Source organism: Oceanobacter sp. ABM4_470 (assembly GCF_056158645.1).
In genome coordinates, this window is sequence record NZ_JBSWTR010000001.1 from 2,473,105 (window position 1) to 2,486,949 (window position 13,845).

The following is a 13,845-nucleotide window of genomic DNA, read 5'->3' on the forward strand; positions in this document are numbered from 1 at the left end:
CAGTATATTCGACGGCCGCTTTGGAAAACCGCCCCGAAACGTGGACGTCGAACAACGATAAATCCTGACGAACACACGGTCACTGGTAAAAGGTCATTGATAGTATGGATGCAACGTATTCCCGTCGTATTGCAGCATTTGCTCAGTCTCTTTCGACCCCATCACGCTCTTCCTACCGTCAGCTCTCCCGTCAGTTGGGTCAGCTGGCCGATTCTGGTCAGTTGCCGGTCAAAGCCATCAAGGAGCCACACCGGTCCAGTCAGGTATTGCTGTCGTTATTCCGCAAAGAGTCCGTGGATGCTCAAGATACCCGAACCAAAGGTATTGCCAGCTTGCCACTACCGGCTCGCGCTGGCAGCCATCTGTCGTCAAATGTACTGAGCTGCCGTTTTATCAGCGGTGAGAACCACAGTATCGATACCATTCAGTACGGTACGGCACTGAGCATCTACGGCGAAACCTTTGTCGCCTGGTGCGACGAAGGGATTTGTCAGGTCAGTTTTCTGGACGCGGATTTTCTGGAGCCATCTCATGCTCTGGCGCATCAGGGACTGACCCTGTACGACGCTATTGAAGCGCTGTTACGGCGCTGGCCCAAAGCGACCATTGAGGAAAACAACAATCAGGCACACGCGCTGGTCGAATCCATCATCTGCCTGCAAACCGGCCGTGCCGATCACCTGAAAGCACCGCTACAGCTATTAATCAAAGGCAGCGATTTCCAGCTGGATGTATGGCGGCAACTGCTGCACATTGGTTATGGCGAGCTGACCACCTATGGCGCACTAGCCAAACGATTAGGACGCCCGAATGCCTCTCAGGCCGTTGGCAATGCCGTGGGCGCCAACCCAATCGCCGGACTGATTCCATGTCATAGGGTCATTCGTGCCGAAGGTGGCATGGGGGGCTACCGCTGGGGTATTCCACGCAAGGTCACCATGCTGCTGCACGAGCAAAGCACCTGTTATTTGGCCGACCAGCACGCCTTGTCAGAAGGATGAGCCCGGCTGCTTCAAGAACGCCAGCTCCTCATCCGTGGAGGTGCGGCCAAGAGCTGCATTGCGATGAGGGTAGCGACCAAACCGGGCAATGATATCGCGGTGCCGGATTTCAAATTCGAGGTTGTTCTCCAACCCCGGCTGGCCGAACAAACGCATTGCTTCCGTATGTACCACCAACGACTCGCTGTGCATAAAAGGCATGTACAAGAACGCTTGCTTGTTATGGCTATCCAGCTGCTGATCATAACCACCGCGCACCGCTTCCTGAGCCATTGCCAGAGCCATAGGATCGGCGGCAAACGCCGTTGCACTGTCACGAAACAGGTTCCGTGACAGCTGATCCAGCACAATGATCTCTGCCAGTCGTCCTTCGGCACTGTCGCGCCACCGCCACAACTCCCCTGCGACCGCTTGCTGATGCAGCTGCCCAAAACGCTGGCGCAGCTGTTCGTCAAAGTCAGCGGATTTACGAAACCACTGCGCGGGTTCTATTTCTGAGAACCAGAAATCAATCACGGTTTGATACGAATCACTCACTAATAGCTCCTGTTTGGCTAGCTTCTGGCTGTGCTTGCAACTCTGGTTGCTGTGGCTCCGGTGGCAAGGATTCTGGTTGCTGTGGTGCTGACGGCTGCGAAACAGGAGCAGGCGCTTCAAATCGCTGTTTCCATAGCAGTCGATGAATAAACGCCATTTTCTCAATCACCGCAGGCACCAGCACAAAGGGATAAAGATCGTTTTGCCCCATGCTGCGATTCAAGCTGTTGGCCGCGTAGATGACCGGCAAACAACCGTCGACCACCTCTTCAAAGTCAGCACAACGATATGGATCAAAAGCCGCTGAGCCATGCAGGCTGTCGTTGGCGTCCACCGGCTGGATCGACAAGCCGTAATGAAAAGCGGTTTCCAGGGTATCGCACAAGTGCAGATAATGAGCCCAGCTTTCCGCCCAGTCTTCCCATGGGTGCGAGCTGGCGTAAGCGCTGACAAAATGGTCCTTCCAATCCACTGGCGCGCCCTGGTTGTAGTGGGTTTCCAGACTCGCACCATAGTCAGCTCGCTCATCACCAAACCGCTGCCGAAACGCATCCAGCTCGGTCTCGGATGGCAACACCAGCACTTCCCAGAAATAATGACCCACTTCGTGACGCATGTGGCCCAACAGGGTTCGGTAGCGCTCCTCCATGCTTTCTTTGGCTTTCTCCCGCTCAACCGGATCGGCCTCGTCCAGATTGATGGTAATGCGTCCGCTGGCATGACCTGTAGTCGCTACCGCGTCCGGCGGCAATGGTTGATCCGGGCTGATGAAGTCGAACGACAAGCCGCTACGGGCGTCATCCACCTTCGAGATGACCGGCAACTCCAGTCGGTTGAGGCTGTAGATCAAGCGCCGCTTGGCGACTTCCAGCTTGCCCCAGGACTCCAGCAACTCCGGTTGGCTGGTGTCTGGTATATAGCGATTCAGCTGGCAGCTCTGGCATAAGTCTGAACTGCCATTTTCCGGGCTGCTTTCCAAACACTCTTCAGGCGTGTTTTCAGGGCCGGTTTCAGCGTTGTTTTCTGAGCCAAGCGCCCAGTTGCAGACACCAAACTTACGATTGGCGCAGCAGCTAACCTCACTGGCTGCCAGCATGGCATTCTGTTGTGGATCGTAGGCCAGTGCCGCACCACAGGATTCGCAGTTCTGGTTTTCAAAAAACACCGTGTGATCACAACACGGGCAACGGAACAGCTTCATTTCAAACTCCTTTGACAACCGCCGGCATCACAACACGTGCGGCCAAATGGGCACTCTTATACATTCTGGCAAACTTGGTCATAATCCGTTCAGAATCAAAAACTTATGTAATGTGTCATTTGTGATTCAGGTCTCAGAATTGTCTTTACGAATGACCTTTTCAACGCCATCCCCGATGTCAGTCATGAATAGACAATTTCCGTCATCCGCTGCGTGGTATAGTTCTGAAAGTCCAGTTACATTGTTGCAAGCTCAGGATTCTCTATGAGACGCATTACCCGAGAAGAATGCCCGCCCGAAACACTGCATCGCCTGTTGGCCGGTGTTACTTTTTACAAAGAGCTGATTGGCAGTGACCAGGCTCAGTTCGAACTGTTGATGTCGATGACACAATTTGGCATCGCAGATCAGGGAGATATCATTCTCCACAAGGGCGAGCCAGCCAACATCCTTTATTTTATGTTGCGCGGCGAGCTGGAAGTGCTTGGACCGGACAATGAAACTCCGATCAATGAAATCACCGCAGGAGAAATTCTTGGCGTCATGGCCATGGTCATGAACGACCGCCGCTCGGCCTCGCTGCGAGTAAAAAGCCGCAATGTGATTCTGGCCGGGGTCGACTTTGAACACTTCCGCGATCCAATGGATTTTTCCGTGTTCTCATTGGAAACCAAAATCCGTTTTTTCCGAATGATCAACGCCAACATTCGCTGGAACATCGAAAAGAATCGCTTCGCCAACCCGGAGCACCCACTGGTGTCCCGTTTGCGTACCGTGCCGCTGTTTAGTGGCCAGCGCAACACCGTTGAAGAGCTGCAATCCCTGCACGAGCAAGCCCACGTGCATGCTCAACTGTTGTGTGAGTGGAACGACGCATCCAAAAATTGAAGTAAGCGCAGGCGAAAAATGCGCTGTCCGGGCCAGCCTCGGACGGCGTCAGCCGTACCGCTCAGCCCGGCTTTGTTACGTTACCTTTCCCACCCCTTCAAAACCATTCGTACCATTATCAGCACCAAAGTATCAATAAGATCGATAATTGATAGCTAGGCTGACGACAATATCTGCATTAGAATGTCGCTCCCCCTACTTATGGTGATGAAGTCTCTTACCGCCACTATTCCAAAAACATAACGGCCGGAAGAAACCTTCATCGAATTCTGGAGTTCCTGATGTCAGAAGTTCTGAACTATCTGCTGATAGCGCTGGCTGTCCTCGGATTGCTTTCGGTCGTCCTCGAAGAAGTAATCCACGTCAACAAGGCGCAATCGGTACTGTTCTTTGGTGCCCTTTCCTGGGTACTGCTGTTTGTCTTTTCTACCGGTCATCCGGGTGAGCATGATGCCGTGATCTACGGCTTGCAGGAAAACATTGGCGAAATCGCCAGCCTCTGGTTGTTCTTGCTGGCAGCCATGACCTTTGTTGTTTATCTGAACAAGAAAGGCATGATTGAAAGCATGATCTACAAGGTACTGCCGTCGCAGATCAGTGAGCGCAAGCTGCTGTTTATGACGGGTATTTTTGCGTTTGTGTTCTCGTCTTTGGCCGACAATATCACCGCCACCCTGATTTCGATCGCGCTGATCCTGTCGCTCAATCTCTCAACCCGTAAAACCCTGCGTTTTGCCACCCTGGTGGTGTTTGCCGTGAACTCGGGCGGTGTTGCCATGATCACCGGTGACGTCACCACGTTGATGATCTTCCTTGAGGGCAAAGTCAGCATCACCAACCTGCTGCTGCTGTCGTTGCCGGCCCTGATCGCGGTCCTGCTGCTGGCCACGGTACTGTCATTGCCGCTGAAAGACACCGCCATCATCGAGCGCAAGGTGCACGAACTGAACACCATCGACTTTGCCGTCGCTGGTATTTTCATCAGCACCATTATTTCGACCATCGCCTTCAACGTGTTCTTTGATATTCCACCGGTGCTGACCTTCCTGACTGGCTTGTCAGTGATGTTCCTGGTCGCCCGTGCCTTTGGTGAAGACACCGAAAACGATCCAATCATGGACTACATTCGCCAGATCGAATTCGACACCCTGATGTTCTTCCTCGGTATCTTGCTGTTGGTAGGCGCACTGAAAGAAATCCACGCTCTGGATACCTTCGTTAGCCTCTACGAACATCTGCCAGCCTGGAGCGCCAACTACCTGATGGGCTTGCTGTCGTCACTGATCGACAACGTACCGTTGACCGCTGCCCTGCTGAAAGCCGACGTCACCATGAGCCTGGCCGAATGGCTGTCTCTGACCTACGCCGTGGGTGTAGGCGGTTCCTTGCTGATCATTGGTTCTGCCGCCGGCATCGTCGCCATGAGCAAGATCGAAGCCCTGACCTTCGGTTCATACCTGCGCTACATGCTGGCACTGCTGCTGGCCTACACGGTCGGTTACGGTGCGGTACTGGCACTGGGTGTCGCGATCAGCTGATGGCTGATGACTGTTAGCCCCAGGCTCTGACCGACGGCCAACAAAAAGCCCCTGTGATGCAAGATCACAGGGGCTTTTTAGGGACCCTCTGAATAACTCGGTGCCCGCTCTGGATGACAGGGCGAAGCTGAGTCCCGAAGCTGATTTGCAGGCCTGGCGGGTCAAGTCAAAAAGCAGCGACACAGAGTCAGCGATGCCCTGCCATCCCCTTCGGGCGCGGCCTTCAGCTCGCCAGAACGGCGTTGGCGAACTTGAAAAGGACCCGTCATTTCGCTGCGTTCGCCGCCTTGTTCTGACAACCTGCAGGACTCGCGCAGAGCTGTGCAGAGTTATTCAGAGTGTCCTTAGTATTCAAGGATTGATAAGACCTGCTCGTCGCCTTTGATCAGACCCAGGACCGAGGCAGTAGGACAGAGGCACTTGGGATGAGGGCTTACGGCAGCAGAATCTTCAGCTCCACTTCCCCGCCGGTGATGGTTTCTCGCAACGGCTTGGTTTCTGCTTCTTCCGACTCGTCCCAGTAAAGCTTGCCGGACATATCCATCGCCGATTGCTTCTCTTCGGTGATAAACACATTACCCAACAGGTGCGATGAGCTGGCGTCGTAGGCCAGCTGGTCACCCCATTCCATTTCGGGCAGGCTCAGGTCCAGTGGCTGCTTGATCGTCACTTCGCCGCTGGCTTCCCGTCGCGCTTGCTGACGCAGCTGTTGCTGCTGCTCAGACGGCAGGGTAAATGGCTGAGGGGCTTCGTCACTCTGGATATCCAATTCGGCGTTGGATGCGCTATCCGATACGGCTGCGCCTGAAAGCTCGGCTGCCCCCGCACCGGTGGCGAGCTCAACCGCTGCTGCTTCCGACTCGGGAAATTCCCGCGAAATGGCTTGCTGAATTTGCAGCTGGGTATTGGCTTCAGGGTCGGCATGGGCCTGATCTACCGTCATGGCAGTCAGTGCCACCTTGGTGGCTGACGATTCGGCATTTCCAGCAGACACAGCACCGCTGGGCGAATAACTTGCCTTGCTTATACCAGCATCACCCGCACCAGCCGTCATTGGATGCTGCGAGTCTGGGTTACCAGTCACTTGATTCAACAGGTGACTGATCAGTGGGAAATCTGCCACGGCCGCTGGCAGCTGATCTCGGTATTGAACACCGACACCCGCAGCACAGACCACCAACAGCAAAAGGATGGAAAGAAAACGCTTCATGCAACCTCGAAAAACGCTGAATCCGCCCTGCCAAAGAACAATCAGGACGGTAGAACACAGTCACTCAATAATGGTACCAATTTGTGTCCGCTTCGAGTCTGAAAATGTGAATCGGTTCAAAAGCGCCCACACGATTTCTACAGCATCGTGTTTTTGTACCATTCAGTTGTAACAGGCCCGTCAGGCACGACGATAGTTACCAAGCGTCAGGTCGAGGGTTAAGCCAGCCCTGTCATAAAGAGCTCCGTCCAGCAAAGCACCATCCAGCATCACACCCAACACACCGCTCAGCCGCCATTGGCCTTGCGGATGTTCAGACTCTTCCCAGCGCAGCAACAACGGCCAGCAGGGCCTTAACCAAGCCGGAATCTGCGCCTCCTGCCACACGTGTTTCAAGGTTTTGGAAGGACGCCCGACAGGCTTCAGACTGGCTTTATTGTTCAGCCCTGCCAATGGCTGGCAGCTGATGCGGTATCGTCCGGGCGGTAAACCCGGGAGCCCAACCGTTCCGCCCGCCCATTGGATATCGCTCAGGTTTTGCCCGGCCACCAGCTCGAACTCATGGGCAGCTTGAGGCACATCAACCGCCTTGCACAAATACAAAGTCTGCTGGAAACGACGCAGCTGCCAAGGGCCAATGGCCATCTGCATCTGGCGGTCGTCCGCACTGCGGGCCTGCATCAGCAACTGTTGCAGCCAATCTTCCGATGGCAGTTGCAGCCCGAGGCTCTTTAGCCAGTGGCGCAGCAGCAATGAATGCAACAAGGGAGCTTGCTGCTCCATGGCCACCAAGCTGAACGCGGTCTTAGCGGTTGACGGGTACCTTGATTCCAATACACAGCTGGCCAACACCGGTTCAAGCAACAGGTTCAGCGCCTGCTGCTCTTGCTGTAAGTGCTCAATGGTGCGTTGCAGTGATTGTTTGCGGCCGGGAAAGCGTTGCTCTATTGCGGGTAAGCACTGCTGTCGCCACCAGTTGCGTTCATAGCACGTGTCGGTATTGGAGGGGTCTTCGACCCAATGCAGCTGAAAATGCTCAGCCCATTGCTGCAATACCGTTCGCGGGGTACTTAGCAGAGGCCGAACAATGGTGACCGTGCTGCTGGCGGATAAGGGTCGTTTGGCCGGCATCGACAAGCCACCGAGGCCACTGCCGCGGCTTGCGCGGCTGAGGAAGGTTTCCAGTTGATCGTCGGCGTGGTGGCCCATCAGCAATACGGAATTTGGCTGACAATGCCGCTCGAACACCTTGTAACGAGCCTGACGTGCGGCTTGCTCAATACCGTCGCCGTGATTTTCGACAGTAACCCGCTCAGGGATAAAACCAAGTTGCAGCTGTGCCGCCAACTGCTCGCAGAACGCCAGCCACTGGTCTGCCTCGGCCATCAGAGCATGATGAACATGAATCGCGAAAAGCTCAGGAGAGCCGGAATGCTCAGACAAACGGGACTGCCGCCAGCAGGCCAACAAATGCGCCAGCACCACCGAATCCATACCGCCGCTAAGAGCAACATAAACCCGGGAATGGCCTGCCAGCTGCTGGTCGAAGTCGGCGAACAGCTGCTGTTGAACAGGCTGCAACGACGCAGTCAAAGAGTCCAACAGCAAGCTGACCGGCATCAGTTAAACACCAACTCCACCGCATCTTCGCCGTATTCATAGCGCAGTTGCAGCAACTGGTCATCGCTTGGGTCTACCCGCCACTCATCGCCCAAACGAATATCGCAGCGGGCGCTGTCGTTGCGGTAATCCAGCACAATCGGGCAGCCATCCTGCATCGGTTGCAGCAGCTTGCCTAACGACTGGCAGAACTTGTCATTGAGCTGCTCGCTGTCCATGCGAATACGGATGGCCTGGGCGAAGGCCAAACGAGCCTGACCAATTTCCATCGCACTGCGGCCGGTGGCTTTAAGGCCGCCGGAATAGGAATCGTGGGAAATCAGTGCTTCCACCACCAGCACCTTGTCCTTGGCGACCACTTCACGCACTTGCTCGTACACGTCCGAGAACAGCGCGACTTCCATGCGTCCCGAACGGTCGTCCAAGGTGACAAAGCACATATTGTCGCCACGCTTGTTTTTCATCACCCGCATGTCGACCACCAGCCCCGACAGCTTCTGGGGCTTTTTGCTTTCTTGCAGGTTCACCAGCTTGTGGGGAGCCAGCTGACGCACTTCCGCTTCATATTCGTCGAACGGGTGGCCGGTAACAAACAGGCCCAAAGTGTCTTTTTCGCCAGCCAGACGCTGCTTCAGCGGCCAATCGCGCTCACCACGGTGGCGCTCATAGGGGTCGGCAGTGGCGGCTGCTTCAGCTTCGACTTCACCAAACAGGTCGAACATGCCGGCGGCTTCGTTAGCGGCACTCTGGCCCGCGCTCTTGATGGCATCTTCAATACTGGCCATCAGTACCGCACGAGTGGCCTGCACTTCGAGGTTGTCGAACGCGCCACAACGCACCAGCGCTTCCAGTACCCGCTTGTTGAGTTTTTTCGCGTCCACTCGCTGACAGAAATCGAACAAATCGCGGAATGGGCCGCCTTCGTTGCGCGCGGCAATAATGGCTTCAATCGGGCCTTCACCCACGCCTTTCACGGCACCAAGGCCATAAACCACCGCACCGGCGTCGTTCACGGTAAAGCCGTAGACCGACTGGTTAACGTCTGGCAGTACGATGTCGAGGCCCATTTCCCGACATTCTTCAATAAAGATCACCACCTTGTCGGTGGTCTGCATATCCGAGGTCAGTACCGCCGCCATAAACGGCGCCGGATAATGGGTTTTCAGCCACAGGGTCTGGTACGACACCAGTGCGTAAGCCGCGGAGTGGGATTTGTTAAAACCGTAACCGGCGAATTTTTCCACCAGGTCGAAGATTTTCATGGCCAGATCGGGGTCGACGCCTTCACTGATGGCACCGGTGCGGAACAGGTCCCGCTGCTTGGCCATTTCCTCTGGCTTTTTCTTACCCATGGCTCGACGCAGCATGTCGGCGCCGCCAAGGCTGTAGCCCGCCAGCGCCTGACCAATCTGCATCACCTGTTCCTGATAAACGATAACCCCGTAGGTTGGCGTCAGCAGGTCTTTCAGGCGTTCGTGCTGGAAGTCCGGGTGCGGATAAGCGACTTCAGCACGGCCGTGCTTACGGTTAATAAAGTCGTCCACCATGCCGGATTCCAGCGGGCCCGGACGGAACAGCGCCACCAGGGCGATCATGTCTTCCAGGTTATCCGGCTGCAGGCGGCGGATCAGGTCTTTCATACCGCGTGATTCCAGCTGGAACACCGCGGTGGTTTTGGCTTCTTTCAGCAGCGTGTAGGACGGCTCGTCGTCGAGAGGAATTTCCTCGATTTTGACGTCGGGCAGACCCTCCTTTCGCTGCTTGGCGTTGATCATCTCCAACGCCCAGTCGATGATGGTGAGGGTCCGCAGGCCCAGGAAGTCGAACTTCACCAGACCGGCTTCTTCCACATCGTTCTTGTCGAACTGGGTCACCAGACCGGAACCGTCGTTTTCACTGGCGGTGGCCGAAAAGTCGGTCAGTTTAGTCGGCGCGATTACCACACCACCCGCGTGTTTACCGGTCTGACGGGCGATACCTTCAAGCTTGAGGGCCATTTCCCAGATTTCCTGGGCTTCCTCGTCGTCGTTCAGGAACTCTTGCAGCGGCTGCTCCTGGCCCAACGCCTTTTCCAACGTCATGCCCGGATCACCCGGGATCAACTTGGACAGCTTGTCGGCCAGACCAAAGGATTTCCCCTGCGCCCTCGCCACGTCGCGCACTACCGCTTTCGCGGCCATGGTGCCGAAGGTCACAATCTGCGATACCGCCTGACGACCGTAGTTATCGGCCACATAGGCGATCACCTTCTCACGGTCTTCCATACAGAAGTCGATATCGAAGTCGGGCATGGATACCCGTTCCGGGTTCAGGAATCGTTCGAACAGCAAGTCGTATTGCAGCGGGTCGAGGTCGGTAATTTTCTGCGCATAGGCCACCAGCGAGCCGGCACCGGAACCCCGCCCCGGGCCTACCGGAATGTCGTGATCCTTGGCCCACTGGATAAAGTCCATCACGATCAGGAAGTAGCCGGGGAATCCCATCTGGATAATGATATCCAGCTCAAACTTGAGGCGGTCGTCGTAGGGTTTGCGCTTTTCCGCGTATTCCGGCGAGTCTTTCGGAATGCCCGCCAGAATTACTTCAAGACGCTCTTCCAGGCCGACACTGGAAATCTTGCGGAAGAACTCGTCTTCGCCCATGCCTTCCGGAATCGGATAATCCGGCAGGAAGTATTTACCCAGCAGCACTTCCACCGAACAGCGTTTGGCAATTTCAACCGTGTTCTGAATGGCAGACGGAATATCGCGGAACAGCTCGGCCATTTCATCCGGTGAGCGCAAATACTGCTGTTCGCTGTATTCCCGCGGCCGACGCTTGTCTTCCAGCGCATAACCCTGACCGATGGATACCCGGGTTTCGTGGGCTTCGAAGTCGTCGGCTTTAATAAAGCGCACGTCGTTGGTGGCCACCACCGGCACGGTGTATTTGCCCGCCAGAGCCAGGCTGGCTTTTACCAGCGTCTCGTCACCGGGACGACCGGTTCGTTGCAGCTCCAGATAGAAGCGATCACCAAACACATCCTGGTACTGCTGCAACAGTGCTTCAGCGCCGTCGATTTTGCCTTTCAAAACCCGTTGGCCAATATCGCCGTCACGGCAGCCCGACAGAATGATCAGGCCGTCGTGCTGATCGAATAGCCATTCTTTCTTGATGATGGCCAGATCCTGATACTGGTTAACGTAGCCTTTGGAGACAATTTCCCGCAGGTTCAGATAGCCCGCTGGGGTTTGGCACAGCGCCGTCAGGCGGAAGGGTTTGTCGGGCTCAGCCTCGTTTTCCAACCACAGGTCAGCACCCAGAATCGGCTTGATGCCCTCGCCAAGGCAGCCCTTGTAGAACTTCACCAGCGCGTACATGTTCATCTGGTCGGTCAAAGCGACCGCGGGCATGTTCATGGCTTTGGTGGCACCAATGAGTTTTTTCACCCGAATGGTGCTGTCGTACAGGGAATATTCCGAGTGGACGCGCAAGTGAACAAAGGAAGCTGCTGGGGAAGAAGCTGCAGTCATGGAAGAGGAACCGCTGGAAAATAAATCGGGCTCCGATAATACAGCAATGACGCTGTCGTTTCAGGCCAATCCTCCCCGGAGAACGTGAGGAGAACTGACGTGAAACCTGAACTCAGAAGGTGTAGCTCATGGAAATACGGTAGTTACGACCAGCCGCAAAGGTCTTGTCGGCATCGGCTGTGGTCAGGGTGTAACCGCTCTTGCTGTACAGCTCGTTGGTGGCATTCAGTACCTTACCCTGCACCGTGAAGTTTTCAGTTACCTTGTAGTCGGCGTACAAGTCAAAGGTGCGGTAGCCTTCTTTCTTGTAAGCAGTAGTGCCCCCACGGCCACCCAGATAATTCAGGTCGGCACGGCTGCTCATATCCACACCCAGACGACCGTCCTGACCGGCAAAGTAAGCACCGATACCAGCACTGGTATTGCGTGGATTAACATCACTCAGACGGGCACCATCGGCGTAACCTTTCATGGCTGAGGTCGCATAGTCAGCGAACCAATGCTTGCTGTCGTAGCGCACAGAGACTTCCCAGCCATAGATATTGGCATCATCGACGTTCTGGTACTGGTAAACGTTGAACGCACCACCAGCAGACGTTGTACCCACAGAGGTATCCAGTGTGCCCAAAGAAACGTTGGTAATCTTGTCTTCCACATCGGCGTAGCTGTGAGTGACTTTCAGATTAAAGAAGTCACCTTCACTCAGCAGATTGTCGGTAACGTAATTGACTTCCAGTTCACGGGTCTTGCTGCGTTCACCTTTCAGATCTTCGTTTGGAATGGTGCAGTAGTAACCATTGCTGTCCAGACAGCCATCCGTGCTGTCAGAGGTGTATACGCCATCACCGTCTTCATCGGTACCAGTAAACACACCGGAGGTACCTGACTTGCCGTACATCTGAACAATGGTCGGGGCCAAATAACCATAAGCGTACATGGCACCGAAGCTCAGGCCCGCCGCGGCAGTGTTTTCAAATGGGCTCCAACGTGCGTTCACACCAGGGTTAAATGTGTCCTGACCATTGGCTTCATAACCATGACGCTCCATCTTGAAGCTGTCGTAACGAACACTGGCACCGACTTCAAACGTCTCGCCCAACAGAATGCTGTCGCTGACATACGCGCCCATCAGGGTGCGATAGCTTTTCAGCGGGCTGCCATCATCCATTTTGTAGGACATGTCGACGTCGTCGTAGGTGTAATCCAGACCAGCACGGATGGTGTGGTCGACGGAATCAGACTGCGTCCAGCGGGCAGTGTTGCCAAGTTCGATATAACGGGTTTTAACACCACCGGTGTTGGTTTTTGCCGCGCCGTCGGCCTGGCTGTCCTGATTGGTTTTACTGAGGGAAACACGAGCGGTCAGATCAACCCAATCGTTCCCCGGCGTCCAGCGATACAGGGCAGATGCCGTACGGTCCTGAACGTCGTAATTGGTGCCTGAGCGAGTGGTAGTGGTAGAGCCGTCATCGTTATCGGTGGTGGTGTCCGTGAACCGATCGTAGTCCATGACCTCATTCATCAGGCTCAATTCCAGGCGGTGCGCCTCTGACGGCGTGTACACACCTTTAACCAGGTACGTCAGGTCGTCGGATGCGGTACTTGGATAAATAGTGCCATCAGCGTCGGAATAGGTGTCGGTCTTGATTTTGGACACCGATACGTTGGCCGCGAATTCATCACTGAAGCGTTGTGCGTAGTCACCACTGAAGCGGTTCGCCATACCATTGGTATCGTGGCTGTAACGCAGCGCTGCGCCCCAATCACGACCTTCCTTGATCACGTCTTCCGGGTCTTTGGTTTCCAACAGCACCACACCTGCCGTGGAACCAGTACCGTAGGTGCTGGCGGCTGCCCCCGGAATCACCGTCACGGTGGAGAACATATCGGTGTTCAGCCAGGTGGTATCACGGTCGTTAGAGCTCTTGTGCATCACCAGACTGCGGTTCTTTGGAGCCCCTTCAACACGAACGCTGACGGCGTTGCCTGTCTGACCGCGAACAGAGATCTGTACGCCCTGAGCACCGTTCACTTCATCAATTTGAACGCTTGGGTTCTTTTTAAGTGCTTCTTCCAGATTGGTCGCCTGCGCTTTCTGAATATCGTCAGCAGTAACCTGCTGTGCCTTGCCCAGTGGCACGCCACGATTTTCTTCTGTTTCAGTCGTCGCCGCCTTGATCTCAGCAGTTTCAAGTGTTTCCAGACCCAGCGCCGTGCCCGCTGTCAGCATGCCCGCGCCGAACAATGCCCAAGCACCGATGTTGTTGATATTCATCACTTTCCTTTTTCTCAAAAAGTTCCTCCTCAAATCGTGTTTTGAGGAAATCGGCGCGAAATT

At 55.1% G+C, this 13,845-nt stretch carries 9 protein-coding genes; 3 read left to right on the plus strand and 6 right to left on the minus strand.

Translation table 11 applies throughout. The features are described from left to right. The first annotated feature begins 104 nt into the window (after positions 1 to 104). Positions 105 to 1,001, plus strand: a complete 897-nt coding sequence (locus ACXADJ_RS10885; protein WP_475065730.1) for a methylated-DNA--[protein]-cysteine S-methyltransferase — start codon at positions 105 to 107, stop codon at positions 999 to 1,001. Here the strand turns inward: ACXADJ_RS10885 and ACXADJ_RS10890 are convergent. After that, a complete protein-coding gene (locus ACXADJ_RS10890; protein WP_475065732.1) occupies positions 990 to 1,538 on the minus strand; it encodes a DUF924 family protein in 549 nt (182 codons plus the stop codon). The genes ACXADJ_RS10885 and ACXADJ_RS10890 overlap by 12 nt on opposite strands. Next, the gene (locus ACXADJ_RS10895) at positions 1,531 to 2,739 is read right to left on the minus strand and encodes a zinc-binding metallopeptidase family protein (RefSeq protein WP_475065734.1); all 1,209 of its coding nucleotides are present in this window, start codon (positions 2,737 to 2,739) and stop codon (positions 1,531 to 1,533) included. Before ACXADJ_RS10895 ends, ACXADJ_RS10890 begins: the two co-directional genes overlap by 8 nt. A gap of 264 nt (positions 2,740 to 3,003) precedes the next feature. Here ACXADJ_RS10895 and ACXADJ_RS10900 point away from each other — a divergent pair, with 264 nt between their 5' ends. Both ACXADJ_RS10900 and nhaD read left to right on the plus strand, forming a co-directional pair. Then, the gene (locus ACXADJ_RS10900) at positions 3,004 to 3,627 is read left to right on the plus strand and encodes a cyclic nucleotide-binding domain-containing protein (RefSeq protein WP_475065738.1); all 624 of its coding nucleotides are present in this window, start codon (positions 3,004 to 3,006) and stop codon (positions 3,625 to 3,627) included. Positions 3,628 to 3,908: 281 nt separating this feature from the next. Then, a complete protein-coding gene (nhaD, locus tag ACXADJ_RS10905) occupies positions 3,909 to 5,165 on the plus strand; it encodes a sodium:proton antiporter NhaD (protein WP_475065742.1) in 1,257 nt (418 codons plus the stop codon). Positions 5,166 to 5,598: 433 nt separating this feature from the next. Here nhaD and ACXADJ_RS10910 read toward each other — a convergent pair whose 3' ends face one another. The 4 genes from ACXADJ_RS10910 to ACXADJ_RS10925 all read right to left on the minus strand — a co-directional run bounded on the left by ACXADJ_RS10910 (position 5,599) and on the right by ACXADJ_RS10925 (position 13,782). Continuing rightward, positions 5,599 to 6,375, minus strand: coding sequence for a hypothetical protein (locus tag ACXADJ_RS10910; protein WP_475065745.1), 777 nt, complete (start codon positions 6,373 to 6,375; stop codon positions 5,599 to 5,601). Between the two features lie 180 nt (positions 6,376 to 6,555). Further along, on the minus strand, positions 6,556 to 7,995 hold the full coding sequence (gene tilS, locus ACXADJ_RS10915; protein WP_475065749.1) for a tRNA lysidine(34) synthetase TilS: 1,440 nt from the start codon (positions 7,993 to 7,995) through the stop codon (positions 6,556 to 6,558). Next, on the minus strand, positions 7,995 to 11,507 hold the full coding sequence (gene dnaE / locus ACXADJ_RS10920; protein ID WP_475065751.1) for a DNA polymerase III subunit alpha: 3,513 nt from the start codon (positions 11,505 to 11,507) through the stop codon (positions 7,995 to 7,997). The genes tilS and dnaE overlap by 1 nt, the downstream gene beginning before the upstream one ends. A gap of 112 nt (positions 11,508 to 11,619) precedes the next feature. Further along, positions 11,620 to 13,782, minus strand: coding sequence for a TonB-dependent receptor domain-containing protein (locus ACXADJ_RS10925; protein ID WP_475065752.1), 2,163 nt, complete (start codon positions 13,780 to 13,782; stop codon positions 11,620 to 11,622). Between the last annotated feature and the right edge of the window lie 63 nt (positions 13,783 to 13,845).

Excerpts from the sequence above, each read along its gene's own strand:
- tilS (WP_475065749.1), bottom strand. The coding sequence starts at position 7,995 with ATGCCGGTCAGCTTGCTGTTGGACTCTTTGACTGCGTCGTTGCAGCCT.
- ACXADJ_RS10900 (WP_475065738.1), top strand. The coding sequence starts at position 3,004 with ATGAGACGCATTACCCGAGAAGAATGCCCGCCCGAAACACTGCATCGC.
- nhaD (WP_475065742.1), top strand. The coding sequence starts at position 3,909 with ATGTCAGAAGTTCTGAACTATCTGCTGATAGCGCTGGCTGTCCTCGGA.
- ACXADJ_RS10895 (WP_475065734.1), bottom strand. The coding sequence starts at position 2,739 with ATGAAGCTGTTCCGTTGCCCGTGTTGTGATCACACGGTGTTTTTTGAA.
- ACXADJ_RS10885 (WP_475065730.1), top strand. The coding sequence starts at position 105 with ATGGATGCAACGTATTCCCGTCGTATTGCAGCATTTGCTCAGTCTCTT.
- ACXADJ_RS10925 (WP_475065752.1), bottom strand. The coding sequence starts at position 13,782 with ATGAATATCAACAACATCGGTGCTTGGGCATTGTTCGGCGCGGGCATG.
- ACXADJ_RS10910 (WP_475065745.1), bottom strand. The coding sequence starts at position 6,375 with ATGAAGCGTTTTCTTTCCATCCTTTTGCTGTTGGTGGTCTGTGCTGCG.
- dnaE (WP_475065751.1), bottom strand. The coding sequence starts at position 11,507 with ATGACTGCAGCTTCTTCCCCAGCAGCTTCCTTTGTTCACTTGCGCGTC.